The organism is Kitasatospora sp. YST-16, from assembly GCF_026802215.1.
GTDB classification, from domain to species: domain Bacteria; phylum Actinomycetota; class Actinomycetes; order Streptomycetales; family Streptomycetaceae; genus Kitasatospora; species Kitasatospora cineracea.
Genome location: NZ_CP113837.1, coordinates 6507572 through 6531932 on the forward strand (window position 1 = coordinate 6507572; position 24361 = coordinate 6531932).

Annotated in this window: 20 protein-coding genes and 1 pseudogene; 16 read left to right on the top strand and 5 right to left on the bottom strand. The window is 76.4% G+C overall.

Annotated elements, in window-relative coordinates; translation table 11 throughout:
* The first annotated feature begins 135 nt into the window (after positions 1–135).
* Positions 136–1485 carry an SWIM zinc finger family protein gene (locus OU787_RS29355; RefSeq protein WP_268661172.1) on the top strand — a complete coding sequence of 450 codons (1350 nt, stop codon included), beginning with the start codon at positions 136–138 and terminating at the stop codon, positions 1483–1485.
* Entirely contained in the window at positions 1482–4211 is a 2730-nt protein-coding gene (locus OU787_RS29360; protein ID WP_268661173.1) for a DUF7824 domain-containing protein, read from the top strand. The genes OU787_RS29355 and OU787_RS29360 overlap by 4 nt, the downstream gene beginning before the upstream one ends.
* 429 nt (positions 4212–4640) lie before the next feature.
* Here OU787_RS29360 and OU787_RS29365 read toward each other — a convergent pair.
* The 3 genes and pseudogenes from OU787_RS29365 to OU787_RS29375 form a co-directional block, all read right to left on the bottom strand.
* A pseudogene (locus tag OU787_RS29365) lies at positions 4641–5468 on the bottom strand (MBL fold metallo-hydrolase); the annotation flags it as partial.
* Between the two features lie 455 nt (positions 5469–5923).
* Positions 5924–6382, bottom strand: coding sequence for a MaoC family dehydratase (locus OU787_RS29370; protein WP_035955368.1), 459 nt, complete (start codon positions 6380–6382; stop codon positions 5924–5926).
* Between the two features lie 142 nt (positions 6383–6524).
* A complete protein-coding gene (locus tag OU787_RS29375; RefSeq protein ID WP_268661174.1) occupies positions 6525–6980 on the bottom strand; it encodes a pyridoxamine 5'-phosphate oxidase family protein in 456 nt (151 codons plus the stop codon).
* A gap of 198 nt (positions 6981–7178) precedes the next feature.
* Between OU787_RS29375 and OU787_RS29380 the strand changes: the two genes are divergently transcribed.
* The 13 genes from OU787_RS29380 (at position 7179) to OU787_RS29440 (ending at position 20986) form a co-directional block, all read left to right on the top strand.
* Positions 7179–8015: a hypothetical protein gene (locus tag OU787_RS29380; RefSeq protein ID WP_030460355.1), complete on the top strand. Its 837-nt coding sequence runs from the start codon at positions 7179–7181 to the stop codon at positions 8013–8015.
* A 141-nt stretch (positions 8016–8156) separates the two neighbouring features.
* A complete protein-coding gene (locus OU787_RS29385) occupies positions 8157–8777 on the top strand; it encodes a hypothetical protein (protein WP_268661175.1) in 621 nt (206 codons plus the stop codon).
* Between the two features lie 29 nt (positions 8778–8806).
* Positions 8807–9700: a hypothetical protein gene (locus OU787_RS29390; protein ID WP_268661176.1), complete on the top strand. Its 894-nt coding sequence runs from the start codon at positions 8807–8809 to the stop codon at positions 9698–9700.
* Positions 9701–9779: 79 nt separating this feature from the next.
* Positions 9780–10412: an SAF domain-containing protein gene (locus tag OU787_RS29395; protein WP_268661177.1), complete on the top strand. Its 633-nt coding sequence runs from the start codon at positions 9780–9782 to the stop codon at positions 10410–10412.
* Positions 10412–11617, top strand: coding sequence for a hypothetical protein (locus tag OU787_RS29400; RefSeq protein WP_268661178.1), 1206 nt, complete (start codon positions 10412–10414; stop codon positions 11615–11617). The genes OU787_RS29395 and OU787_RS29400 overlap by 1 nt, the downstream gene beginning before the upstream one ends.
* Positions 11607–13172, top strand: a complete 1566-nt coding sequence (locus OU787_RS29405) for a CpaF family protein (protein ID WP_268661179.1) — start codon at positions 11607–11609, stop codon at positions 13170–13172. The genes OU787_RS29400 and OU787_RS29405 overlap by 11 nt, the downstream gene beginning before the upstream one ends.
* On the top strand, positions 13172–14137 hold the full coding sequence (locus OU787_RS29410) for a type II secretion system F family protein (protein ID WP_268661180.1): 966 nt from the start codon (positions 13172–13174) through the stop codon (positions 14135–14137). The genes OU787_RS29405 and OU787_RS29410 overlap by 1 nt, the downstream gene beginning before the upstream one ends.
* Positions 14134–15021, top strand: a complete 888-nt coding sequence (locus OU787_RS29415; RefSeq protein ID WP_030460348.1) for a hypothetical protein — start codon at positions 14134–14136, stop codon at positions 15019–15021. The genes OU787_RS29410 and OU787_RS29415 overlap by 4 nt, the downstream gene beginning before the upstream one ends.
* Positions 15022–15114: 93 nt before the next feature.
* Entirely contained in the window at positions 15115–15378 is a 264-nt protein-coding gene (locus OU787_RS29420) for a hypothetical protein (RefSeq protein WP_030460347.1), read from the top strand.
* Between the two features lie 68 nt (positions 15379–15446).
* Positions 15447–15809, top strand: a complete 363-nt coding sequence (locus OU787_RS29425; RefSeq protein ID WP_063759626.1) for a TadE/TadG family type IV pilus assembly protein — start codon at positions 15447–15449, stop codon at positions 15807–15809.
* 310 nt (positions 15810–16119) lie between these two features.
* Positions 16120–16317: a hypothetical protein gene (locus OU787_RS29430; RefSeq protein ID WP_268661181.1), complete on the top strand. Its 198-nt coding sequence runs from the start codon at positions 16120–16122 to the stop codon at positions 16315–16317.
* Positions 16318–16349: 32 nt separating this feature from the next.
* Positions 16350–16793, top strand: coding sequence for a TadE/TadG family type IV pilus assembly protein (locus OU787_RS29435; protein WP_030460344.1), 444 nt, complete (start codon positions 16350–16352; stop codon positions 16791–16793).
* Positions 16793–20986 (top strand): LysM peptidoglycan-binding domain-containing protein, encoded by a 4194-nt coding sequence (locus OU787_RS29440; protein ID WP_268661182.1) that lies wholly within the window; start codon positions 16793–16795, stop codon positions 20984–20986. Before OU787_RS29435 ends, OU787_RS29440 begins: the two co-directional genes overlap by 1 nt.
* 91 nt (positions 20987–21077) lie before the next feature.
* On the opposite strand, the gene OU787_RS29445 is transcribed toward OU787_RS29440, so the two are convergent.
* Entirely contained in the window at positions 21078–22556 is a 1479-nt protein-coding gene (locus tag OU787_RS29445) for a phospholipase D-like domain-containing protein (RefSeq protein WP_268661183.1), read from the bottom strand.
* A 334-nt stretch (positions 22557–22890) separates the two neighbouring features.
* Positions 22891–23370, bottom strand: coding sequence for a VOC family protein (locus OU787_RS29450; protein ID WP_030460341.1), 480 nt, complete (start codon positions 23368–23370; stop codon positions 22891–22893).
* Between the two features lie 184 nt (positions 23371–23554).
* Here OU787_RS29450 and OU787_RS29455 point away from each other — a divergent pair, with 184 nt between their 5' ends.
* Entirely contained in the window at positions 23555–24343 is a 789-nt protein-coding gene (locus OU787_RS29455; protein WP_268661184.1) for a nucleotidyltransferase domain-containing protein, read from the top strand.
* Positions 24344–24361 lie beyond the last annotated feature (18 nt).

The following is a 24361-nucleotide window of genomic DNA, read 5'->3' on the forward strand; positions in this document are numbered from 1 at the left end:
GGTGCCGGTCACGTGCCGGTCACGTGCCGACCGCGGGCGGGTGCGCGGGCAGATGTGCAGGCGGGTGCGCGGGCAGGGTGTGCGGGCCGGTCCGGGGCGCCGGCCGTGTCGGCGGCGGCGGTTAGCGTTCCGACCATGACCACGGCCGTTCACGCCCTGCGCTACCTGCAGCCCTCCGCGCTCCGCCCCCGCCGGCTGGACCTCGCCACCAGCGGCGGCGCCACCCCGCACGGCGAGGCCGACCACCCCCGGTTCTTCGACGGCGCGCTGCGCCACCCCGACGCCGCCGCGGCCGCCCTGCTCGCCGTCGCCGACGTGGCCGCCGCCCGCTACCACCGCCCCGTCGGCGCCGCCTCGCTCGACCCCGTGGTCACCGCCGACGGCGACCGGCTGCGCTTCGAGTCCTTCTCCGGCTGCGGCGGCGTGCACGCCCGGCTCGACGTCCTGCCCGAAGGGCTCGACGGCGCCGCCACCGGCCACGGCACCACCAACGTCGACGTCAACGCCCCGCTGCGCGAGGCGCTCCGGCTCCGCACCCCCGGCCAGCGCCTCCAACTCGCCGTCGGCACCGGGGAACTCGCCGTCGCCGTCGGCCCCGACACCCTGGTCGAACGCAAGGTCCCGCTGCCCGACCGCTGGCTCAAGGGCTTCGCCGAGACCCAGGTGCTCACCGCCCGCTTCGACCTGCGCGCCCAGCTCCCCGCCGCCGAAGCCGTCCGCTTCCTGCGCACCCTGCCCACCGTCGGCCGCGGCGCCGTCCGTTGGGTCGTCCCGGCCGGGACCGGCCTGCGCCCCACCTCCCGCCCCGGCCCCGGCGCGGTCTGCCTGCCCGGCCCCGAACGCCTCACCGCCCTGCGCCCGCTGCTGCGCCACGCCACCGCCCTGCGCGTCTACGCCCCGCCCGGCACCCCCGCCGCACCCACCGCCTCCGCCTGGGAACTCGCCCTCCCCGGCGGCCGGATCACCCTCACCCTGTCGCCCGACAGCTCCCGCGGCTTCTCCGGCGAGGGCGGCCTGCTCGACGTCCTCGCCCAGGACGCCCCCGCCGGGCACGTCGACACCCTGGCCGCGCTGCTCGCCTGGGAACCCCGGATCGACCCCGCCGACCTCGCCGAGGACTCCGGCCTGACCCCCGGACAGGTCCGCACCGCCCTCGCCCACCTCGCCACCGCCGGCCAACTCGGCTACGACCTCGCCGACGCCGCCCACTTCCACCGCCGACTGCCCTACCAGGACGGCCGGGCCGAGGACCGCAACCCCCGGCTGCGCGCCGCCCGCGCCCTGCTCGCCGCCGACGCCGTCGGCCCGGTCTCCGGCGACGTCCGGGTGGTCACCGTCGGCGACCACGCCCACCACGTCCGGGTCGGCGCCGACGGCACCGCGCTCGGCTGCACCTGCCGCTGGTGGGCCCGCCACCGCGGCGGCCGCGGACCGTGCAGCCACGTGCTCGCGGTGCGGATCACCGCGGGAGAGGAGCAGCGGTGAGCACCGAACCCGTCGAGTCCGCCGAGCCCGTGGCGTCCGCAGCGCCCGCCGAGTCCGCCGAGCCCGCCGAGCCCGCCGACTTCGCGGAGGAGCTGGCGGCGGCGGTCCGGGAGACGCGGTTCGCCGACGTCGCCGCCCTGGTCACGGCGCTGCCGGACGCCCGGCGCCGGGCCGCGCTGCCCCGGCTCAGGCGGCTGCGCCGCGAACTGCGCGACAGCAGCCACTCCCGCGGCGGCGCCACCACCGCGCTGCTGGTCGCCGGAGCGGTCTGCCACACCGCCCCCTCCGGCGCCGCCGACTGGATCGGCGGCCGCGAGTTCGACGTCCGGTACTGGGCCCAGCCCCCGCTGGTCGCCCTGCTGGACGACCGGCCCGCCCCCTGGCAGCGCGAGGTCGCCCTCCGGCTGGCCCGCCGCCCCGCCGACCGCACCGGCTGGGGCAGCACCGTCCCCTACGAGATCGCCGAGCACCTGCTGCGCCGCAGCGACACCCCGCCGCCCGCCGAACCCGACTTCGTCGCCGGGTGGATGCGCGACCGCGGCCGCCCCGAACCCCGTCCGTGGCTGCGGCTGCTCCCGCCCGGCCCCGACCTGTACGCCCGGCTGAGCGCCGACGCCTTCGCGCCCGTCCTCGCCCCGCTGGTCTTCGACGCCGACACCGCCGCGCACCTGTCCGGCCCCTGGAGCGCCGGGGACCCCGCCCAGCGCTGGCCCGCCGTGCTGGCCCGGCTCGCCGCCGAGGGCACCGTCGACCGCACCGCCCTGCTCGGCCGCGGCTTCGCCCGGCTGGTGCGCGGCGGCGCCCCCGGCGAACTGCGCACCTACCTGGAGGCGCTGCGCGCGCTGGCCCCCGGCCCCGACGAGCTCGCCGACAACCGGCGGGCCCTGCTGGCCCTGCTGGACGGCCCCTCGACCGTCGCCGGGTACGCCCAGGAGGCGCTGGCCGCCCTGGACGGCGCGGGCCGGCTGACGGCCGAGGAGGTCGCGGAGGCGTCCGGGGTGCTGCTGGCCCGCCCCGAGAAGAAGCTGGTGCGGGCCCAACTGGGCTGGCTGGAACGGGTCGCCGCGGACGGCCGGGCGGAACTCGCGCTGCGGGCCGCCGCCGACTGCCTCGGACACCCGGACCGGCAGCTGCAGGGACAGGCACTGAAACTGCTGAAGCGTCATGTCGCCTCGGCGGAAGGCGAGTTGCTGACCGAACTGCGGGCGGCAGCACTGCTGCTCGACCCCGCGCACGCCCGGACGGCCGCCGAACTGCTGGGCGTCGACGTGCCGCCGGCCGCCGCCGCGCAGGACGCCGACCGGCTGCCCGAGCCGCCCCGGCGGATCCCGGTGCCCGCGCCGCTCGCCACCCCCGCCGAGCTCGCCGAGGAACTGGCCGCCGCGCTGGCCGCCCCCGAGGAGAGCGTGTCCTTCGAACGCGTCCTGGACGGCCTGGCCCGCCAGGTCTGGGCCGACCGGGACGCGCTGGCCGCCGCGCTCGCCCCCGTCCTGCCCGCGGACGAGTGGCGCACCCTCGGCGTGCTGGCCGGCACCGCCACCGGCGCCGTCCCCCGGCCGCGCGTCCTGCGGGCCCTGCAGTCCCGGCGGGGCCGGATGTTCAGCTCCTGGGAGTTCCGCGGCCCGGTCGGCGAGTTCCTCGCCGCCCGCCTGCACGAGACCGCCTGGCGGCTCGCCGCCGACCCCGTCCCGTTCCTGCTCTCCACCCCGACCTGGCGCAACGGCGCCCTGGACGCCCGGGAACTGGTGGCCCGGCTGGCCCGCTACCAGGAACTGGGCGTCCGGCCCGGGCCGGTGGACTTCGCGCTCGCCCTGCTGCGCACGGCCGGCGACGGCACCGAGGACACCCGGGCGCTCACCTCGCCCGCCGGACGGCAGCTGGCGGCCTGGCTGCGCGGCGGCGGACTGCCCCGGCGCACCTCCACCCCGGTGCCGCCCGGCACCTGGACCACCGGCGTCTGGTGCGCCGAGTTCCGCCGCTACGCCGAGCAGCCCGAACCGGCCGGACCCGCACTGGAACTCCTCGCGGTACCCGCCCTGGACGTCCCCGGCGTCGAACCGGCGGCCGGCCCGCCCGAGGCCGTCCGGGCGCTGCTCGGCCCGTCCCGGGACTTCCAGCTCCGCTCCGCCGTGGAGGACTCCGCGCCCGACTCCCGCTGGACCGCGCTGCTCCCGCGCCACCGCGAGGAACTGGCACTGCGGATCACCGGCCAGCTCGCCCAGTCCGCCGCCGACACCCCCGAACGCGGCCACCCCCAGCTGCTGCCGCTGCTCGCCGAAGCCGAGGGCCCCTGCGGCTTCGCCGTCCACCAGGCCCTCGCCTACGGCCTCGGCGCCGGCCACGCCGAGGACCGCTCCGCCACCGTCGACGCCCTGCTCTCGCTCGCCGCCCAGCGGCAGCTCGACCCGGCGGCGCTGGCCGCGGAGGTGCACGAACTCCTCGCCCTCGGCGCGGTCAAACCCAACCGGCTCGCCGCGACGCTCGCCGAACTCGCCGACCCCGCGCCCCGCCTCGCCTGGAGCGTGCTGGCCCCGCTGCTCCCCGCCCTGCTCGACGGCAGCCCCCCGCGCGGGGCCGCCGACCTGGTCGCCGTCGCCGTCGACTGCGCCCGCCGCAGCGGCGCCCGCGGCCCGATCGACGCGGTGACCCGCACCGCCGCCCGCAAGGGCGGCACCAAGCTGCTCGCGGAGGCCCGCAACCTGGCGGCGCTGCTCGGGCCGGCGTGATCCAGCGCGGCGCTGCTCGGGCCGGCGTGATTCGGTGCGGCGGGGTGTCCGGGAGGTCCAGTGCGGCGGGGCGTCCGGGAGGTCCGGTGCGGCGGGGCGTCCGGGTGGTTCAGTGCAGCGGGGCGTCCGGCAGCGGGAGGGCGGCCGGGCTGTCCGGGACGGGGAGTCCGCGGCGGGCGGCAGCAGCAGGTCCGCGCCGGAGGGGGCGGTGGCCACCGCGCGCCACCACGGGCCGGCGGTCGGCGGGTCGGCGGGCTCGAAGGGGCGGCCGGGGCGGGGCACGGCCAGGGTGACGCCGGCGTCCCGGGCGGCCGCGACGGTGCGCTCGGCGGGCTCCTCCCACGGGTGCGGGGCGAGGTCGAAGGTGCCCCAGTGGATCGGGAGCAGCACGTCGCCGCGCAGGTCCCGGTGGGCCTGCACGGCCTCCTCGGGGGTCAGGTGGACCTCCGGCCAGTGCTCGGAGTACGCGCCGACCTGCATCATCGTCGCGTCGAACGGCCCGAAGCGGCGGCCGATCTCGGCGAACCCCGGGAAGTAGCCGCTGTCGCCGCTGTGGAAGAGCCGGTGCTGCTTGCCCTCCACCACCCAGGACGACCAGAGGAACCGGCCGCTCGGCCGGGGCCCGCGCGAGCAGTAGTGCCGGGCGGGGGTGGCGGTCAGCCGCAGGCCGTCCAGCTCGGTGGACTCCCACCAGTCGAGGTCGACGATCCGGCGCGGCGAGACGCCCCAGTGTTCGAGGTGCGCGCCGACGCCCAGCGGGACCGCGAAGACCGCGTCGCCCGCGGCCAGCGTCCGCACCGTCGGCATGTCCAGGTGGTCGTAGTGGTCGTGCGAGATCACCACCACGTCCACCGGCCCGAGTTCGGCCAGCGGCAGCGGCACCGGGTGCAGGCGCTTGGGGCCGATCCAGTCGAACGGGGAGCAGCGCTCGCTCCACACCGGGTCGAACAGCACCCGGACCCCGTCCAGTTCGGCCAGCACGGTGGCGTGGCCCAGCCAGGTCAGCCGCAGGCCGGACGCGGCCGGGGCGGCCAGCTCCATCGGCAGCAGGCGGTGCACCGGGACGGCCGCGGCCGGCCTGCGGCGGCTCGGGTCGACCGCGAGCTTGGTGCGCATCAGGGCCAGCGGGGTGTGCGCGTAGGCGAGCCGGCGGGTGGCGACCGGGTTGCGGAAGGAGCCGTCCACGAAGTGCGGCGAGTTGCGCACCCGGTGCAGGCGCCAGCCCGACGGGTCGGCGCCGAACGCGTCGGTGCGCATCCGCTGCCAGGTCTCCCGGGGGAGCGTCCGGTACGAGCGCTTCGCGTCGCGCAGCGCGAGCCCGGCCTCGGCGGCCAGTTCACCGGCGCGGAACAGCCAGGAGACGGGGCGGGACACGGTACCTCCACGGTCGAACACCCGAACGGCGGCGCACCGGGACGGCGGGACGCAGCGCGCCCCGCGGCATCGACGGCGGGCCGGAGGACGGCGCCCGGACCGCCGGGGACCCCGGCGCGGCGGCGCACCTCGGACCGGGACATTACCGGCCGAAAGGTGGCGAACCTCGCAAATCACCGGCGGCGCGCCGGGCGGGGTCGGGCGGTGGCCGGGCAGCGTGTCGAGCAGGGGCGGCCGGTCCGTGCGGATCAACGAGAACGGACCGCCCCGGGGTTCGGGGCGGTCCGTGGAGAGGACGTGCAGAGCGGGTGGGGGAGGGGAGGCGGAGGCGGGGAGGGTCAGCCGACCGGGTAGAACCGGGTGATGGCCTCCGCGACGCAGTGCGGCTTGGCGCTCGCCTCGCTGGTGATGGTGAACCGGACCACCGCCTGCACGCCGCCCGGCACCTCCTCCGCCGACACCAGCACCGCGGTCGCCCGGACCGCCGTGCCCACCGGCAGCGGGGCCGGGAAACGGACCTTGTCCGAACCGTAGTTGAGGGCCATGGCGATCCCCTCCACGCCGTAGCACTCCTTGGCCAGCACCGGCAGCAGCGAGAGCGTCAGGTAGCCGTGCACGATCGTCCCGCCGAACGGCGTCTGCCGGGCCCGCTCCGGGTCGACGTGGATCCACTGGTGGTCGCCGGTCGCCTCGGCGAACAGGTTCACCCGGTCCTGGTCCACGGTGTGCCACTCGCTGGTGCCGAGTTCGGTGCCGACCGCGGCGGTCAGGTCGGTGAGCGAGGCGAAGGTCGTCACGGTGCGCTCCACAGGTGCGTCGGGGGCAGGGATCGGCCCGGGCGGGGCCGAGTCGCAGCGTATTCCTACTCGCCGGTCACCTGGCAGCGGGGGCGGGCGGTGCGGGGCCGCGGCCGGGCGGCGGCAGCAACTGGGGCGGGGCTCAGGCGTGGTGGTGGTGCGGCGCCGGGCAGGCGTCCTGGCCCGCGGCGTCCGGGCGGACCCGGCGGCCGGAGACCAGCTCCGGGCTGATCGCCACGTACTCCGGGCCCGGTTCCGGGATCCACGGGCGCAGGCCGCCGGAGTGCAGGGCGGCGCGCTCGCCCGCGCCCCGCACCACCTCGGCGCGGCCGTGCACCAGCACGCTCCAGCCGCAGCGGCCGACCCGGTCGAAGTCGTCCACCTGGAACGCCGCCACCGTGCCGTCCAGCGCCCGCGCCACCCGGGTGCCGGTGCGCAGCGCCAGCACCAGCCGCCCGTCCGCCGCCACCCGGAACGCCACCGGGAGCACCGCCGGGAGCGCGTGCTCGGTGTACACCACCCGCCCCAGCGGCACGGTGCCGAGCAGCCGCAGGCACTCGGCCTCGCTGAGGTTCTCCACCCGGTCGTCACGGTCCATGCCCCCGATGGTGCCCCCGCCGACGCGGCCCCGAACAGGGTCCATGGTCCCTGAGCTGGGGCTCATCGGACCGATTCCGCCCCGCACCGACACCCCGCGGCGATACCTTGGCCTCCGGCGGCGCCCCGCGCCCGAACACCGGCCCGAACGGGACGGCACGGCAGGCCGGGGACGGAACAGGCAGAGGGGGCGGTACGGGTGAGCAGTGGCATCGAACTGGTGGTGATCGGCGCCGACGGCGGCCCCGAACGCGGCCACGGCGGCTCCGCCCGCGCCGCCGACGGCGCCCGCACCCTCGCCGACGCCCTCCCCGGCCGTACCTTCGACGCCGGCACCCGCGGCAGCACCGTCACCCGCCCCCCGGCCGACGCCGACGCCAACACCCTGCTCACCGCCCTCCGGCAGGCCGCCCAGCGCCCCGCCCGCTGGCTGGTGGTCTGCCTGGTCGGCCAACTCGTCGCCGACCCGCGCGGCCGCCGGGTCGCCCTGGTCACCGCCGGCTCCACCCCCGACAACGCCTACCGGCGCGGCCTCGCCTGGGACTGGGTCACCAGCGCCATGGTCCACGGCGAACAGGAGGAGACCCTGCTCATCGCCGACGTGGCCGCCGACCGCGACACCTGGACCGCCCTGCGGCACGAGGACGGCGCCGGCGAACTCCTCACCCACTCGCGCGTCCCGCTGTGGGGCCGGATCGGCCGCTGGAGCCCGGGCCGGCGCGGCCGCGACGGCGTCCTGCCCGGCGCCGAGGGCTCGTTCAGCTGGGCCCTCGGCCGGGTCCTCGAACACGGCGTGCCCGGCGCGCCCGCCGCCGTCGGCCCGCTGGACCTCCAGCCCGCCGTGGAAGGCCAGTTGGGGTGGGGAGAACCGGCCAACGCGGGCGAAGCCCGACTCCTGGTGCCCCGTGACGGGGGAAGACTCCTGATGCGCAATCGCGCCGCCGTGAGAGGTGCGCTCGCCGGATTGCCGTTTTCCGATGAACTTTTGGCTGTTCTGTGGCGGGAAAACGCCCCAACCGATCCGCCTTCCGCGTAAGGTCAGGAGGCCCCGGGTGTTGCCGTGCCGGGGAGGGGTGGCGAAGAATCGACCTCCGAGCGACCTCAGAACGAACCGGGGACGGCAGACGACATCCGCGGTCCGGATCCACCACAGGTCCGGCCGCAACAAGGTGGGGCTATGCGGCAGCGCTCAATTCTGGTGCGCCCTGGGGCGGTTGGGATCAGCGGGCTGCTCCTGCCATTCCTGCTGACGGCCTGTTCGGCCACCGGCACGGGATCCGCCGACCGGCTCGGAACACCCTCGGGCACCCTTCCCCGGGCCACCGCGACGGCCCCCGCGGCCGCCTCCCCGACCGGCAGCCCCGCCCCGAAGGAAGGCCCCGAAGGGGTCGAGGGGCACAACGCGGTGACGACCTATCAGTCCTGGTGGGACGTTCAGGTGCAGGTCCTCGGCCGATCGGATTCGGACGGAGTCGCGCTGCGCCAGTACGCGACCGGGGCGGCGTTCACCGACACCGCGATCTCGCTCACCCAACTGCACGACAGCAAGCTCGTCATGGTCGGGCAGCCGCGCACCGCGCCCGTTCTCAAAAGCCTCGACCTGCAGGCGAATCCGCCCACCGCGACGATCGACGACTGCCTCGACGTGTCCGACTGGCACCAGGCGGACGCCGCCACCAAGCAGATCAAGGATCCGAAACAGCGGCTGTCGCGTTATCCGGCGACCGCCCTGATGAAGAAATACGGAAACCGCTGGCTGATCGCCGACTTCACCCGTGAGGTGACCAAGACATGCTGAACTCCGCCTGGCGCGCCGCTATTTGTGCAATGACCGGAGTCGGATTGACGCTCGCGGCCGTTCCGTCGGCGAGCGCCGACGACCCCGTCGTCACCCCCTGCGCCGACCGCACCATCTGTACCAGCGACCACGGGTCGAGCACCGCGCCGGGCACCGGCGGCGGCGGTACGTCCGGCGGTGGCGGGGGCGGCGGCTCCACCTGCACCTGGCAGGGGCACGAGGTGCCCTGCTGGATCGACGACCGCGGGGCGTTCTCGGCCGGCTGCTACTACATCGAGTCGCAGCCGCAGCCGCTGGGCACCGAGGCCGTCTGGGGCACCCACACCGCCAAGGACGGCGCGATCTACGACAAGTCGTGCATCCTGGACGACGGCTTCGTCCCGAGCGGCCAGGTCTTCCTGGCCCAGCCGGTGGCCGCCCCGCCGCCCAAGACGCCGCGCCAACTCGCCTGGGAGGCCCTGCAGACGATCACGGTCGGCGACCCCGTGCTGCACGCGGCCCCCAGCACCGACGCCGTGGTCGGCTCGCCGGTGTGGTTCTGGCTCGACCCGGCCAAGGACGTCACCGGACCGCTCAGCAGCGCCCCGCTGCAGGGCGACGGGTTCAGCGTCGTCACCACGATCACCCTCAAGCGGGTGACCTGGACGGTGGACAGCGGGGCCGGCGAACCGCCCCAGACCTTCGTCTGCCAGGACACCGGGACGGTGTTCAGCGCGGGCGGGACACCGACCTGCAGCCACCTGTTCACCCGCAGTTCGGCCGGGATGAAGGACAAGGCGTACACCCTCAACGTGCAGCTCGACTGGAACGTGACCGCCCGGAAGGACGGCACCACCGCGGTCGACACCACCAACATGGGCTGGACGACCACGGGCACCAGGATGCTGCAGGTGCCGGTCAACGAGGTCCAGGTGCTGAACTGACCTGCCCAGGGGGCCGGGAGGCCCGGAGTTCGACGTCCCGTCACGAGTGAGAGGCCGCAGAGCGGTGGAGAACCGAAGCATGCCGACCCCGCCGCGCCGACTCGGCGCGCGGCGGCGGCGACCCGCCGTGCTGGCGATGGCGGCGGCGCTGATCGCGGCCGGCGGGCTGGGCGGGGCGGTGCTGTACAACAGCAGCGGGCAGCGGATCGCGGTGCTGGCGCTGGCCCGGGACGTGCCGATGGGGCAGGTGATCGGGTCGGACGACCTGGTGGTCGCGCACATCGCGGGGGACCCGGCGCTGCACCCGCTGGACGCCCAGGACCTGCAGCGGACGGTGGGGCTGCGGGCCACCACCGACCTCAAGCGCGGGGCGCTGCTGGTCAAGTCGGACCTGACCAGCGACCCGGCGACCCAGCCGGGGCAGCAGATCGTCGGGGTCTCCGCGAAGCGCTCCCAGCTGCCCGCGACCAAGCTGCAGCCCGGCCTGCAGATCCTGATCGTCAACACGCCCGACGCCAAGGGCGACGGCACCGCGACCCGGACCCCGGACACGATGACCGCGGTGGTCTCCGCGGTGGGCCGGCCCGACACCGACGGCAGCACCGTGATAGACGTCGCCGTCGGCCCCGCCGACGGTCCCCGGCTGGCGCTCTGGGTGGCGGGGGGCAAGTTCCAGGTGATCCTGGCGCCCCGCACCGCCGGAGGGTCCTGATGACGGTGGTGGCCGTGCTCGGCGGGCCGGGCGCGCCGGGGGCCACCAGCAGCGCGCTCGCGCTGCTGCTGTCCTGGCCGCTGCGGCCGGGCCGCCGGGTGCTGCTGGTCGAGTGCGACCCGGACGGCGGCGCGGTGCTGGCCGGGGCGCTGGAGGGCCGGGTGGAGGCCGTGTACGGGCTGCGCAACCTGGCCGTCGCCGACCGGCGCGGGCTGCTCGCCGAGACGCTGTGGGAGCAGCTGCTCGACGTCTCCCCGCAGGGCACCGGCGAACGCCTGCTGCTGCCCGGCCTGACCGACCCGGCCCAGGCCCCCGGCCTGGCCTACACCTGGGAACCCCTGGTCGAGGCGCTGCACGCGCTCGAACCGCAGGGCTACGACGTGCTGCTCGACCTCGGCCGCTCCGGCGCCAACGGGCCGATGGCGGTGCTGCCCCGGCGCGCCGACGTGGTGGCCGCCACCGTCCGCACCACCCTGCGCGGCCTCTCCGCCGCCCGGCCCCGGATCGCCGCGCTGCGCGAGGACCTCGACGCCCACGGCACCGGCTCGGACGGCCTCGGCCTGCTGCTGGTCGCCGAGGGCCCCTACCCGGAGAGCGAGGTCTCCCGGCAGTTCCGGCTCCCCGTGCTCGGGGCGCTCACCCACGCGCCGCGCACCGCCCGGGTGCTCTCCGACGGCGGCGACACCACCGACCGGCGCTTCATCCGCTCCGAGCTGATGCGCACCGCGCGCACCACCGCCGACCGGATCCAGGACCTCGCCGCCGCCCGCCGCCGGCGCCTCGGCGGCCCGCAGCCTGTTCAGGCACAGCCCGTGCAGGCACAGCCCGTTCAACAGCAGCCCGTGCAGCACGCGTTGCCCCCGCAGCAGGTGCAGGCTCCGCAGCCGGTGCCGCCGTTCGTGGCGGGGCCGGTGAGCGGGCCGGCGTACCCGCCACCGCAGCAGCAGCCACAACAGCCGTACCAGCAGCAGCCGCCGTCGTACCCGCAGCAGCCGTACCAGCAGCAGCAGTTCCAGCCGCAAGGGGCGGGGCAGTTCACGGGGGAGTGGCCGATCCGGGTGGAGGCGCCGCAGATCTCGTACGCCGCGCCGTACATCGCGCCGCCCGCGGTGCCGCAGCCGCCCGTGCCCGCGCCGTTCCCGGGGCAGCCGGGGCAGCCGGGGCAGGGCGGTCCGGAGGGGGAGGAGGTGCGGCGTGCGCGCTAGCCCGTACCAGGGGCCGCTGCCGTCGCAGCAGCCGGTGAACGGACAGGTGGCGCAGGGGGGTTCGGCCGAGGCGGCCGGGCTGCCCTGGGGGAAGCCGCCGGTGGTGGAGCCGCCGGTGCGGACCGGGCCGGTGGCGTCGGGCGTGCCCTCGCTCTCGCCGGTGGGGGCGCGGCCGGCCGTGGACACCCAGGTGGCCCGGGAGTTGAAGCGGCAGGTCGCGGCGGAGCTGCACCAGCAGCTGTCGCGGCTGTCGGAGGCGTCCGGGAGCGAGGCCGACCGGGCGACCCGGCGGCAGCGCGGGCGGGCGCTGATCGAGGAGGCGGTGGCCCGCTGGTCGGACGCGTACGCGCAGACCCACGGCATCCCGCCGACCCGGGAGCAGGACCGGGTGCTCGCCGAGGCCGTGTACGACCTGCTGTTCCGGGCCGGGCGGCTGCAGCCGTACCTGGACGACCCGGAGATCGAGAACATCCTGATCAACGGGTGCGACGACGTGTGGATCTCGCGGGTGCACCAACCGCTGCGGCAGGTGCCGCCGGTGGCCGACACCGACGAGGAACTGGTCGAGCTGCTCCAGGACCTGGCGCGCCAGCACGGCGGCGGCGAGCGCAGCCTGTCCACCGCCAGCCCGATGCTGGCGCTGCGCCTGGAGGGCGGGATGCGCCTGCAGGCGATGACCGAGGTGACGCCCCGGCCGTACGTGGCGATCCGCCGGCACCGGGTGGCCAGCGCCACGCTCAGCGACCTCGTCCAACTCGGCACCGTGGACAGCACGTTGGCGGCGTTCCTGGCGGCCGCGATCCGGGCCCGGAAGAACGTGATGATCACCGGCACGCAGGGCGTCGGCAAGACCAGCCTGCTGCGCGCGATGGCCGCCGAGATCCCGCCGGACGAGCGGGTCGGCACCCTGGAGTCCGAGTTCGAGCTGTGGCTGCACACCCTGGGCCACCTCAAGCAGGTCGTCCCGATGGAGGCCCGCGAGGGCAACGGCGAACGCGTGGACGGGCGGCTGGCGGGCGAGTTGACGATCGGCGAGCTGATCCCGGCGGCGCTGCGGATGACGCTGTCGCGGATCATCGTCGGCGAGGTCCGCTCCGCCGAGGTGGTGCCGATGCTGCGGGTGATGACCAACGGCGAGGGCGGCTCGATGTGCACCCTGCACGCCCGCGGCCCGCACATGGTGGTCGACCGGATCGCCGAACTCTGCCTCGAGTACGGCGCCCACATGACCGACACCCTCGCCTACCGGCTCACCGCCAACGCCGTCGACTTCATCGTGCACGTCGCCATGGTCGACGAGACCGCCGTCGGCGGCCGCCGGCACCGCTTCGTCTCGCACGTGCTGGAGGTCGCGGGCCTCGGCGAGTCCGGCCGCCCCGCGCTGAACACCGTCTTCGGGCCGCGCCCGGAACTCGGCGAGGTCCGGGCCGTGCCCGTCACCCCGCCGCACTGCCTGGACGACCTGCGCCGGGCCGGCTTCGACGCGGGCCTGCTCGGCTCCCCGTACGGGACGTGGAGCGCGCCGCTGTCGCTGCGGATCGGGGGGATGCGCTGATGCTGCTGTACGTGCTGTGCGGACTGCTGCTGGCCGGCGGGCTGGTGGCGCTGGCCGTCGGCCTGCGCGGGCGGCCGGTGGACGAGGAGGAGCGGGACAACCCGCTGGAGGGCCGGCTGCACACCCTCTGGTACGGGGCGCCCGGCACCGCCTCGCCCGGGATGGCCCGGCTGCGCCGGATCCAGCTGGCGCTGGCCCTGCTCGGCGCGCCCGGCGGCTGGCTGTTCACCGGCATCCCGCTGGTCGCGCTGCTCGTCCCGGCCGCCGTGTTCGGCCTGCCCTGGCTGTTCGACGCCACCCGCTCCGACACCCGGCGGATCGAACGACTGGAGGCGCTCGCCGAGTGGACCCAGCGGCTGGCCGACGTGCTGCTGCTCGGCGTCGGCCTCAACCAGGCCATCATGACCAGCCGGCGCACCGCCCCGGCCGCCCTGGAGACCGAGATCTCCGACCTGGCCGCCCGGCTGCAGTCCCGCTGGCGCCCCGAGGACGCGCTGCGAGCCTTCGGCGACCAGGTCGCCGACGCCACCGCCGACAAGGTGCTCGCCGCCCTCGTGCTGCGGGCCGGCGACAGCGGGCCCGGCCTGGCCCGGGCGCTGGCCGACATGGCGGACTCGGTGCGCGAGGAGGTCCGGCAGCGGCGCGCCATCGAGGCCGACCGCTCCAAGCACCGCACCACGATCCGCTGGATGGTCGGCATCATCCTGCTGGTCATCGTGATCGGCGCGTTCAACTCCCGTTACACCGCCCCCTACTCCACGGCGCTGGGCCAACTCGTGCTCGGCATCGTGGCGGTGGCCTTCGTCGCGGTGATCGGCTGGATGCGCTCGCTGGCCCGGCACACCCCGCTGCCCCGGGTCCTGGAGGCCGACCGCCGCTCCAGGACCGGCCGGCTGCCCGGCCGCCGAGGCACCGAGGACGGCGCCGCGGCCGAGGACGAGACCCTGCTGAAGGAGGCCCGGTGATCTCCCCCTGGGCGGTGCTGGCCGGCGGCGCCGCGGCCGGCGGCGTGGCCCTGCTGCTGGCCGAACTCCGGCCCGCCCCACCCGACCTGGGCCAGGCCCTGGACCGGCTGCACCGCGTCCCCGAACCCCGCCGGGCCGAGGAGCAGGACGTCGTGCTGCCCTGGTACGACCGGGTCGGCGAACGCTCCGGGCGGCTGCCCGGGGTGCGGATCCCGCACCAGGAACTCGCCCTGATCGGCCGCAGCCCGGCCCGGTTCATGGCGCACAAACTGCTGTTCGCCGTCCTCGGGTTCGCCCTGCCCGGCTACCTGACGGTGATGGCCGCGGTGATCGGCGACGGCCTGCCGCTCGCCGTCCCGCTGCTGGTCGGGCCGCTGCTGGCGGCGCTGCTCTGGTTCGTCCCCGACGGCATCGTCTCCGGCGAGGCCAAGGAGGCCCGCACCGAGTACCTGCACGGCATCGCCGCCTACCTGGAACTCGTCGCCCTCGAACGGGCCGCCGACTGCGGCCCCGCCGAGGCGCTGCGCCGGGCCGCCGCGGTCGGGCGCGGCACCGTGTTCCGGCGGATCCGCGACGCCCTGGAACGGGCCGCCACCGACCGGCTCCCGCCCTGGGACGGACTCGACGCGCTCGCCCTGGAGCTGGGCCTCACCCCGCTCCAGGACGTCGCCGACATCATGCGGATCTCCGGCGTCGACGGCGCCGCCGTCTACGACACCCTGCGGGCCCGCGCCAAGAGCCTGCGCGGCGAACTCCTCTCCGAGGAACTCGCCAAGGCCAACACCGACAGCGAACGGATGGTCGCCCCCGGCTCCGCCCTGACCCTGCTGATGACCGTCCTGATCGCCTTCCCCGCGGTCTACCAGATGCTCAACGCCAACTGACACCCCGTGACCCCGCCACCGCCCCGCCGCCCCGCCGGACGGCCCGACCCCACCCCACCGAGCCCCTCCCCTCGACGTCCTGGAGACCACACCATGGCCCGAATCCGCACCGTGGCGACCGCCCTGCGGCCGCTGCTCCCGCTGCACCTCGTCCGCCCCGCCGTCGACTACCGCCTGGCCAAGCTGCGGCTGGCCCGCGGCAGCGGCGACCGCGGCGCGATCAGCATCGAACTCGCCCTCGCCGTCCTGGTCCTGGTCGCCGTCGCCGGGACGGTCGTCTACGCCATCACCCAGCTCGGAAACCACGTCAAGGAGCAGATCCCGGACAACGTCACCTCCGACGGCAAGACCTCGTGACCCGCCGCCCGCACCGGCGGCCCGCCCCCGGCGGGCCGCCGCGCGCCCGCCGGTCCGACCGGGGAGCGATGACGATCAGCCTCGCCATCGTCTTCCCGGCCGTGCTGTTCACGATCCTCCTGGTGGTGCAGGCCGGCCTGTGGTGGTACGCGGAACAGGCCGCGCTGGCAGCCGCCCGGGAGGGCGTGGAGGCCGGACGGATCAACGGCGCGCAGCCCGGTGCGGGCGAGGAACGGGCCACCGCGTTCATCGACCGGCTCGGCGACCTGGTGCGGCTCCAGCAGCCGCCGCAGCAGCTCGGCGGCGACCCCGACCTGTACCAACTGTCCGTCACCGTGCGGCCGGTGACCCTGGTGCCGTTCGTCAACCCGACGATCACCAAGACCGCCGGCGCGCCCCGGGAGAAGTTCGTCGCCCCGGGGCAGCCGTGAGGATCCGGGCCGCCGGGGGGCGGACCGGGAAGCCGGACCCGCGCCGGGATCGCGGCTCGTTCGCGGGGCGGACCGGGAAGCCGGACCCGGGCCGGGAGCGCGGCTCGTTCGCGGTCGAGGCGGCGGTCCTGGTGCCGGTGATCCTCGGCTTCGCCCTGATGGCGGTGGCTGCCGGACGGCTGCAGACCACCGGCTCGGTGGTCGACGCCGCCGCCCGGGCGGCGCCCGGGCCGCCTCGCTGGCCCGCACCCCCGAGGGCGCCCAGCAGGCCGCCGCGGACGCCGTCCGCACCTCGCTGGCCTCCCGGTCGGTGCGCTGCGCCGCCGAACCCACCGGGGACCCGGAGTACGGCACGCTGGACACCGACGGCGGCCAACTGGCCACCGTCACCGTCCGGGTGTCCTGCACGGTGCCGCTGTCCGACCTGCTCGGCCTGGACGGCGTACCGGGCCACAAGACGGTCACCGGTACGTTCACCTCCGTGGTGGACCGCTATCGGGGAAACTGAGAGGGCTTCAACACACCGTGGGGGGAGGGAACGTGGACGAACCAGGCGTGAACGCCCGGGACCGGGGCAGCATCTCGGTCATGGTCGCCATCACCGCCGTCAGCCTGGTCGCCGTGGTCGGCCTGGTGCTCGACTTCGGCGGCCAACTGCGCGCCGTGGAGCGGGCCGACGCGCTCGCCCAGGAAGCCGCCCGGGTGGCCGGCCAGCAACTCGACATCGCCCGGCTGCGGGCCGGCGACGGCTACCAGGTCGACGCGGAGCAGGCCCGCTCCGCCGCCCGGGCCTACCTGGCCGGCCAGGGCGTCTCGGGGGACGTCGCCTTCCCCAAGTACCCCGACCTCAGCGAGGTCAGCGTCACCGTCACCAGCACCTACCCGACCGCGCTGCTCGGCCTGGTCGGCATCACCTCACTCTCCGTGCAGGGGCACGGCAAGGCCACCCTGCTGCACGGCATCACGGAAGGGACGACCGGCTGATGGCCGCGCGCGGAGCCGACGACCAGCACCGCAAGGGCCGCCGAACACGGCGGCCGGACCGCCCCGCTGCCGGCCGGCAGCCCGCCCCCGCCGCCACCGGCCGGCGCCGGCGCGGCACCGGCGGCTCGGTGCTGGCCGCGCTCGGCGCGCTGCTGGCCCTGCTCCTGCTGCTGGCCGGGGTGCCCGCCCTGCTCGGCTACGGCACGCTCGCCGTCGCCGCCATGGGCGACCCGGTCCACGGCGACCTGCTCGCCGCGCTCACCAGCCCCGACGACGGCAGCCTGTTCCTGTGGCTGCTGGTCGGCATCGGCTGGATCGGCTGGCTGTGCTTCCTGGTCTCCGTACTGGTCGAGGTCCCCGCCCAGCTGCGCGGCCGGGTCGCCCGCCGGATCCCCGCGTTCGGCTGGAGCCAGCGGATCGCGGCCGGCCTGGTCGGCTCGGTACTGGCCCTGCTCCCGGTCGCCGGATCGGCCTTCGCCGCCACCCCCGAACTCGCCCAGCGCCCGGCCGCCGTCGCCCAGTTGAACGCCGCCCCGGCCTACGCCGCGCTCCCCGCCGGAGCCCCCGCGGCCGCGCCCGCCGCCGACCCGCAGCAGCCGGTCTACACCGTCCGCGACGCCCGGCCCGCCGACAGCCTGTGGTCGATCGCCGAACGCCAACTCGGCGACGGAGCCCGCTGGACCGAGATCGCCAAGCTCAACGCGGGCCGCCCGATGGACGGTTCGGGCACCCGCTTCGACGCCGACCGGCCGATCCAGCCCGGTTGGCAGCTGCTGATGCCCGCCGGCGCCAAGTCCGACCCGGGCCCGGCCGCCGCCGGCAGCACCCAGTCCGCGCTCCCCGCGCTCCCCGCCGCCGGTTCCGCGGCGCCCGCGCACGGCAGCGTCACCGTGCACTCCGGCGACTCGCTCTCCGCCATCGCCCAGCGGGAGCTGGGCGACGGCGACCGCTGGCCCGAGCTGTTCGAGGCCAACAAGGGCGCCACCTCGCCCGACGGCGAGAAGCTCACCGACCCGGACGTGCTCGCCCCCGGCACGGTGCTCACCGTGCCCGGTGCCACCCAGACCCCGCAGAGCCCGGCCCCGCAGACCCCCGCGCCGACCGAGCCGACCGCGCCGGTCGAGAGCTCGGCCCCGCAGACCCCGGCGCCCGCGACCCCGGCACCCGAGGCCACCGCGACCCCGGCGCCCGCGCCGAGCACCCCGGCCCCGGCCGCCTCGGAGACCGCGCCCGCGCAGGGCCCCGCCGCGCAGTCGCCCGCGCCGCAGGACTCCGCGTCCGCCGCCAACCTGCCCGCCGTCCGCGAGCAGCACACCGCCGCCACCGGGAACGGCGACTACACCGTCGCGCTGGCCGCCTCCGGCCTCGGCGTGCTGATGGCCGCCGCGCTGATCACCCTGGTCGGCCGCCGCCGCACCGACCAGCAGCGGGCCCGCCGCCCCCGGCACCGGATCGCGCTGCCCTCGGCCGCCGCCGGGCGCTTCGAGGCCGAACTGAAGGCCCGTCAGGACCAGCCCGGCCTCGAACTGCTCAACCGCGCGCTGCGCACCCTGGGCCGCAACGCCGTCCGCGGCGAGAAGCGGCTGCCCGCGCTGGTCGCCGCCCGGGTCACCACCGCGGGCACCGTCGAACTGCACCTGGCCGCACCGGCCGTGCCGATCGCCCCGTTCCGGGCCGCGCACGCCCCGAACGTGTGGTGGTGCCCGACCGACTCCACCGAACTGCTCTCCGCCGGACAGGCCGCCAAGCACGCCGCCCCCTACCCGGCGCTGGTCACCCTCGGCGCCACCCCCGACGGCTCGACCGTCCTCGCCGACCTGGAGACCGTCCGGCTGGTGCACCTCTCCGGGCACCCCGACGACGCCGAGGACGTGCTGCGCAGCCTGGCCGTCGAACTCGCCCACAGCCCGCTCGCCGACCGCCTGCACCTGCACCTGGTCGGCATCGCCACCGACCTGCCCGCCGCCGGCCCCGCCGCCGAACGGGTCCACCACCACGCCACCCTGGAAGCCGCACTGGCCGCCCTCGGCCCGCGCACCGCCAAGGCCCGCGCCACCCTGATCGGCGCCAACGTCGGCAGCCCCCGCGAGGCCCGCAGCCGGGGCAGCGCCGACGAGGCGTGGCTGCCCGAGATCGTGCTGTCCGCGCAGCCGCCCACCGGCGGCGTGCCCGCCGAACTCGGCCGGCTGCTCGACGGCCGCCCCCGCACCTGCCTGGCCGTCCTCACCCGCGCCCCCGAGCGCGGCGCCGGCCCGGTCGCCCGCTGGACCCTCCCCGCCACCGGCCACGCCGCCCTGCCCGGCCTGCACCTGAGCGTCGAACTCCAGCGTCTCAGCCGCGAGCAGTACGCCCAGCTCGGCGAACTCGTCCGCGCCTCCGGCGACTTCACCCAGCACCCGGCCCCCGAATGGACCCTCGACGGCCCGCACAACGGCCCCGGGGACGAGCAGGAACTCCCGCTGCCCGTCCCCGCACCGACCGTCCCCGCGCTGGCCGCGGTCGGCGCCGCCATCGGCGCCGAGAGCGGCGCGGCCCCGGCCCGCTGGGCGCCGACCTGCTCGGCCTCGGGGCGACGGACCGGGACGGGGAACCGGACACGGGCGCGGACGCGGACGCGCGGGCGGCGGCACGCTCGACGCCCGGCTGCTCGCCCTGCTCGGCGGGCCGACCGGACCGGCCGCGACCGCTGCCGCTGCGACGACCGCTGCCGCGACGACCGCTGCGACCGCTTCGCCGAAGACCAGCCTGGCCAAGACCGGCGCGGGCGGCTCCGGCAGCGGCTCCGACGGCGGTGGGACGGACGGCGGGGAGGCGGCCGGGCCCCGGCTGCTGGCCCGGGTGGTGCCCACCGGCAGCAGCCCGTTCGCCGGGCTGGTCCCGACCGCCCCGACCAACCCGTACGCGGTCGTTCCGGTGCTGCCCGTCCAGCCCCCGACGCCGCCGACGCCCGCGACGCCCGCCGCACCCCCGGCGCCCGCCGCACCCGGGTCCGAGCCGCGGCACCTCGCCAACGGCCAGGCCCGCAAGGTCACCACCCCGCCGCACGGCACGCCCGTCGACCCCCGGATCGCGGCCGCGCTCCCCGAGCCCCCGCCGCGCCCGCCGCGTCCGCGCTGCCCGGGCCGGCGCCGGTGCCGTCGCAGGCCGAACTGCCGCCCGCCGCGGCCGAGTCGGAGCGCGGGAGCACCGTCGCGCCCGAGCCGGTGCCGGACGGCGGCACCCGTTCCTTCGAGCCGGCAGCCCCCGCCGAGGCCCCGCCCGTCGGGCCGGAGCAGCCGGCGGTGCCCGAGCCGCTGCCCGTGCACGACCAGGCGGCGGCCCCCGACCCGCGTTCCCCGGCCCGGCCGTCCGTCCGGCCCGGGAGCGGTCCGGCCCGCACCGACAGCGACGACCTGCTGGCGATCCTGCGCTCGCCGGAGGCGCACCACCTGCGTTCCGCGCCGCGGATCCGGCTGCTCGGGCCGGTGGACGTGCTCGGCGCCGCGGGCAGCCCCGACCCGGCGGGCCGCCCCCGGCTGACCGAGCTCGCCGCGTACCTGGCGCTGCGCCCCGGCACCGAGCGCACCACGATCGACCGCGACATCCACCCGGGCGCCGCGCACCTCGACCCGCGGGCCACCGCCGAGCGGCTGGCCGACCCGCTGCCGGCCAAACTCGCCGCGCTGGCGGGCTGGTTGGGCACCTCCCCGGAGGGCCGCGACTACCTGGAGGCGCAGGCCGCCGACAGCTACGCGCTGGCCCCGGCGGTCAGCTGCGACTGGGACGAGTTCCGCAGCCTGTACCGGCGCGGCATGCGGTCCACCTCCAGCACCGCCGACGCGGCCCTCGCGCACGCGCTGGCCCTGGTCCGCGGCGCCCCGTTCGCCGAGGCCCCGGCCGGGGCGTTCGCCTGGGCGGAGCCCGAACGGCAGGACATGCTGGCCGCGATCGTCGACACCGCGCACGAACTCGCCGCCCGCCGCCTCCAGTACGGCGACCACCGCACCGCCGAGGCCGCGATCTTCCGCGCCCTCGCGGTCGCCCCCGAGGTCGAACTCCTGCACCGCGACCTCTTCTACGCCTACGCCTCGGCCGGCGCCCGCGACCAGCTCGTCCGCTCCGTCAACCGCCTCGACGCGCTCAGCCGCCGCACCGGCCGCGACCTCGACCCGGACACCGTCGCCCTGCTCCGCGATCTCCTCACCGGCAGCTGACCGGCCCCGGGCCCCGGCCCCGCAGCACGCACCGCGCCCCCGTCCGGGACTTCCGGGCGGGGGCGCGGTGCGAGCAGGAGCCGACGAACCGTCAGGAGACGTTCAGGGCCAGGTCGTCCAGGACGAAGGAGGTCTGCTCGGTGTAGTCCTCCGTGCCGCTGAAGGTGAGGGTGACGCTCTGCCCGGCGTAGGCGGAGAGGTCGACGGTGTGCTGGGCGTAGCCGGTGCGGTGGTCGAGGTTGGAGTGGGTGGCGACGGTGGTGCCGTTGGCGGTGACGGTCAGCTTGTCGTAGGCGGTCGTGGTGGTGGTCTCGGCGGTGTCGACGTGCAGCCAGTAGGTCAGGGCGGCCGTGCAGCCGGCCGGGACGGTGACGGTCTGGCTGAGGGTGTCGGTGCCGGTGGTGCCGCGGCCGTCCAGCCAGACGTCCCAACTGCCGCTGTGGGCGGGCTCGGTGGCGGCGCTGTTGAGCACCCCGGCGGTGGCGGTCCAGGGGCTCGCGGTGCCGGTCTCGAAGCCCGGGTTGCCGAGCAGCTGGGCCGCCGTGCAGGTGCCCGTGCCGCCGCCCCCGCCGGTGCCGCCGCCGGTGCTGGGGACGCGGTCGAAGTCGGCGGTGATGGTCGACTCGACGCCGGAGAGCACCGCCGGGTCGGCGATGATCAGGCCGAGTTCCCGGTTGTGGTTGAGGGAGTTGTCGGAGAAGTTCTCCGACCCGGCGAACACCTTGGCGGTGGCGGTGCCGTAGTCCGCGACGATCGCCTTCGCGTGCACGTAGAAGCCGGTGCTGCTGGTGTACGTGGTGACCTTGCCGCCCGCCGCGGTCACCTGGTCGAACTGCGTCGTGTACTTGCCGGAGGTGTCCTCGGCGACCACCCGCACCGCCACGCCGCGCCGGGCCGCCGCGACCACCGCGTTGACCAGGGCGGGGTCGCCGAACTCCTCCTGCTCGACGTCCAGGCTGTGCTGCGCGCCGTTGACCAGCGCCAGCAGCCGGTTCTGCGAGTCGGTGGGCGACCAGACCAGGTCGGTGCCGTCGGACGGGGTGATCGCGGTGTGCGCGTAGTCCGCGTCGAAGACCTGCTCGATCGCGGCCACGTCGGCCGGGTCGGTGTCCAGCACGCCGTAGTCGCGGGAGGTGGCGTAGTAGGTGGAGTCGAAGTTGCCGGTCGAGACGTACGAGCGGGCGCGGTCCACGGTGATGGTCTTCTGGTGGGTGTAGGTGAAGGTGGACGAGGAGTAGACCACGCTCACCCCGCCCGCCGTCAGCGCGCTGTACGCGGCGCCGTTGACCGAGCTGTGGTTGGGGTCCATCACCACCCGGACCCTGACGCCCGCCTTCTGCCGGTTCACCAGCGCGGTGGTGAGCGTGGTGTCGCGCAGTTCGTAGATCGTCACGTCGACCGAACTCGTCGCCGAGTTCACCAGGTCGTAGATCGCGTTCTCGCCCTGGTCGGGCAGGACCACCAGGGTGTACGCGCCGGCGGCGTGCGCCGAGGTGACCGGCACCAGCACGGTGGCGGCGGCAGTGGCACCGGCGGCCAGGGTGCGCAGCAGGCGGCGGGTGAGGCTCATGACAGGGCTCTCCAGACGTCCGTCGTACGTGGATGACGCGCGTAGCGCGCAGCCCAGTAGGGCACGGCGGGACGGCCGGTCAGAAGAGCCCGGACATGACAGATCGCTGAACAGCAATACTTTTACCGGGCCGCGGAGATCCGTTGACCGGGCGGGGAGGAGCGCTTGACGGGGCGTCGGGCGGGCGTCGGGGTGCGGTGCCCGGCGGGGCGTCGGGCGGTGTCGGGGTGTAGCGCCCGGCGGGGCGTCGGACGGTGTCGGGGTGTAGCGCTCGGCGGGGCGTCGGGCGGTGTCGGGGTGCGGGGCCTGACAGGGCGCGGTGCCCGGCGGGGCGTCAGACGCCGTCGGCGGCGGCCTCCAGTGCGGCGACGTCCAGCTTGCCCATCTGCAGCATCGCGGCGGTGGCCCGACGGGCGCGCTCCGGGTCCGGGTCGGCGAGCAGCTCGGTCATCCGGCGCGGCACGATCTGCCAGGACAGGCCGTAGCGGTCCTTCAGCCAGCCGCACGGGCCCGGCGCGCCGCCGTCGGCCGTCAGCAGCTCCCAGTAGCGGTCCACCTCGGCCTGGTCGGCGCAGTCCACCTGGAGCGAGACCGCCTCGTTGAAACGGAACGCCGGGCCGCCGTTCAGCGCCAGGAACTCCTGCCCGAACAGCTCGAAGGACACCAGCATCACGCTCCCGGCCTCGCCCGGCCCGGCGTCCGAGTAGCGCTGCACGTCGGTGATCCGGCCGTACTCGAACACCGAGGTGTAGAACTCGGCGGCCTGCTCGGCCTGGTCGTCGAACCACAGGAAAGTGGTGATCTTCTGCGCCATCGTGACGTCTCCTCCGTTCCCGGACGGTCGCCCGGCCGCACGGCCGGGCCCCTTCGACGGTAGGGGGTGCCGGGCACGTCCCGGCGGCGCCGCGCCCGGCACCCCGGCGGCTTCCCGCCCCGCCCCCGCCGTGCCCCGGCCAGGGCCGTGCCGCACCCGGCCGGGCCGTGTCAGCATGGGCGGCATGACGCTCCCCGAACCGCCGTACCTGCCCGCACCAGACGACGAGGCCCAACGTGCCCTCGCCGCCCCGCTGTTGGCGGCCTTCGCGGCGCGGCTGTCGGCCGCTGTGCCGGTCGACGCGCTGTGGGCGCACGGCTCGCTGGCGTACGGCGACTACCGGCACGGGCGCAGCGACCTCGACCTGATCGCCGTGCTGCCCGCCCTCCCCGACGGGCCGACACGGGAACGACTCGCCGCGCTGCACCGGGAGTTGGTCGAGGAGCAGCCCGGCGCGGCGAAACTGCACTGCTCGTACCTGCCGCGCGAGGAACTCGGCGACCCGGCCGCCGCGCACTTCACCTTCGCCCAGGACGAGCCGATGGAACGCCCGGTCACGGTCATCACCCGCCGCGAACTCCTCGACGGGGCGACGGTGCTGGCGGGCGGTCCGCCCGCGGCGCTGCTGCCGCCGGTCACCGACGACGCGCTGCACGCGCACATCCGGGCCGACCTGCGCGACTACTGGTACCCGGTCACCGACCGCCCCGAGCCGTGGCAGCGCGACATCTGGGTGGACTTCGGCCCGGTCACCGCCGTCCGCGCCACCGTCGCGCTGCGCGAGGGCCGGCTGATCACCAAGCGCGAGGCGATCGCCCGCCTCCCCGCCCTGGACGCCCCACCCGGCCTGGCCGAGGACATCGCCGCCCGCCGCTACGGCGTCCCGCCGGTCCTCACCCCCGAGGAACGGACCCGCCGGGCCGAACAGGCCCGGCTGTTCACCCGGCTGCTGATCGAACGGGCGCTGGACTGACGGAGCTGGACCGACGGC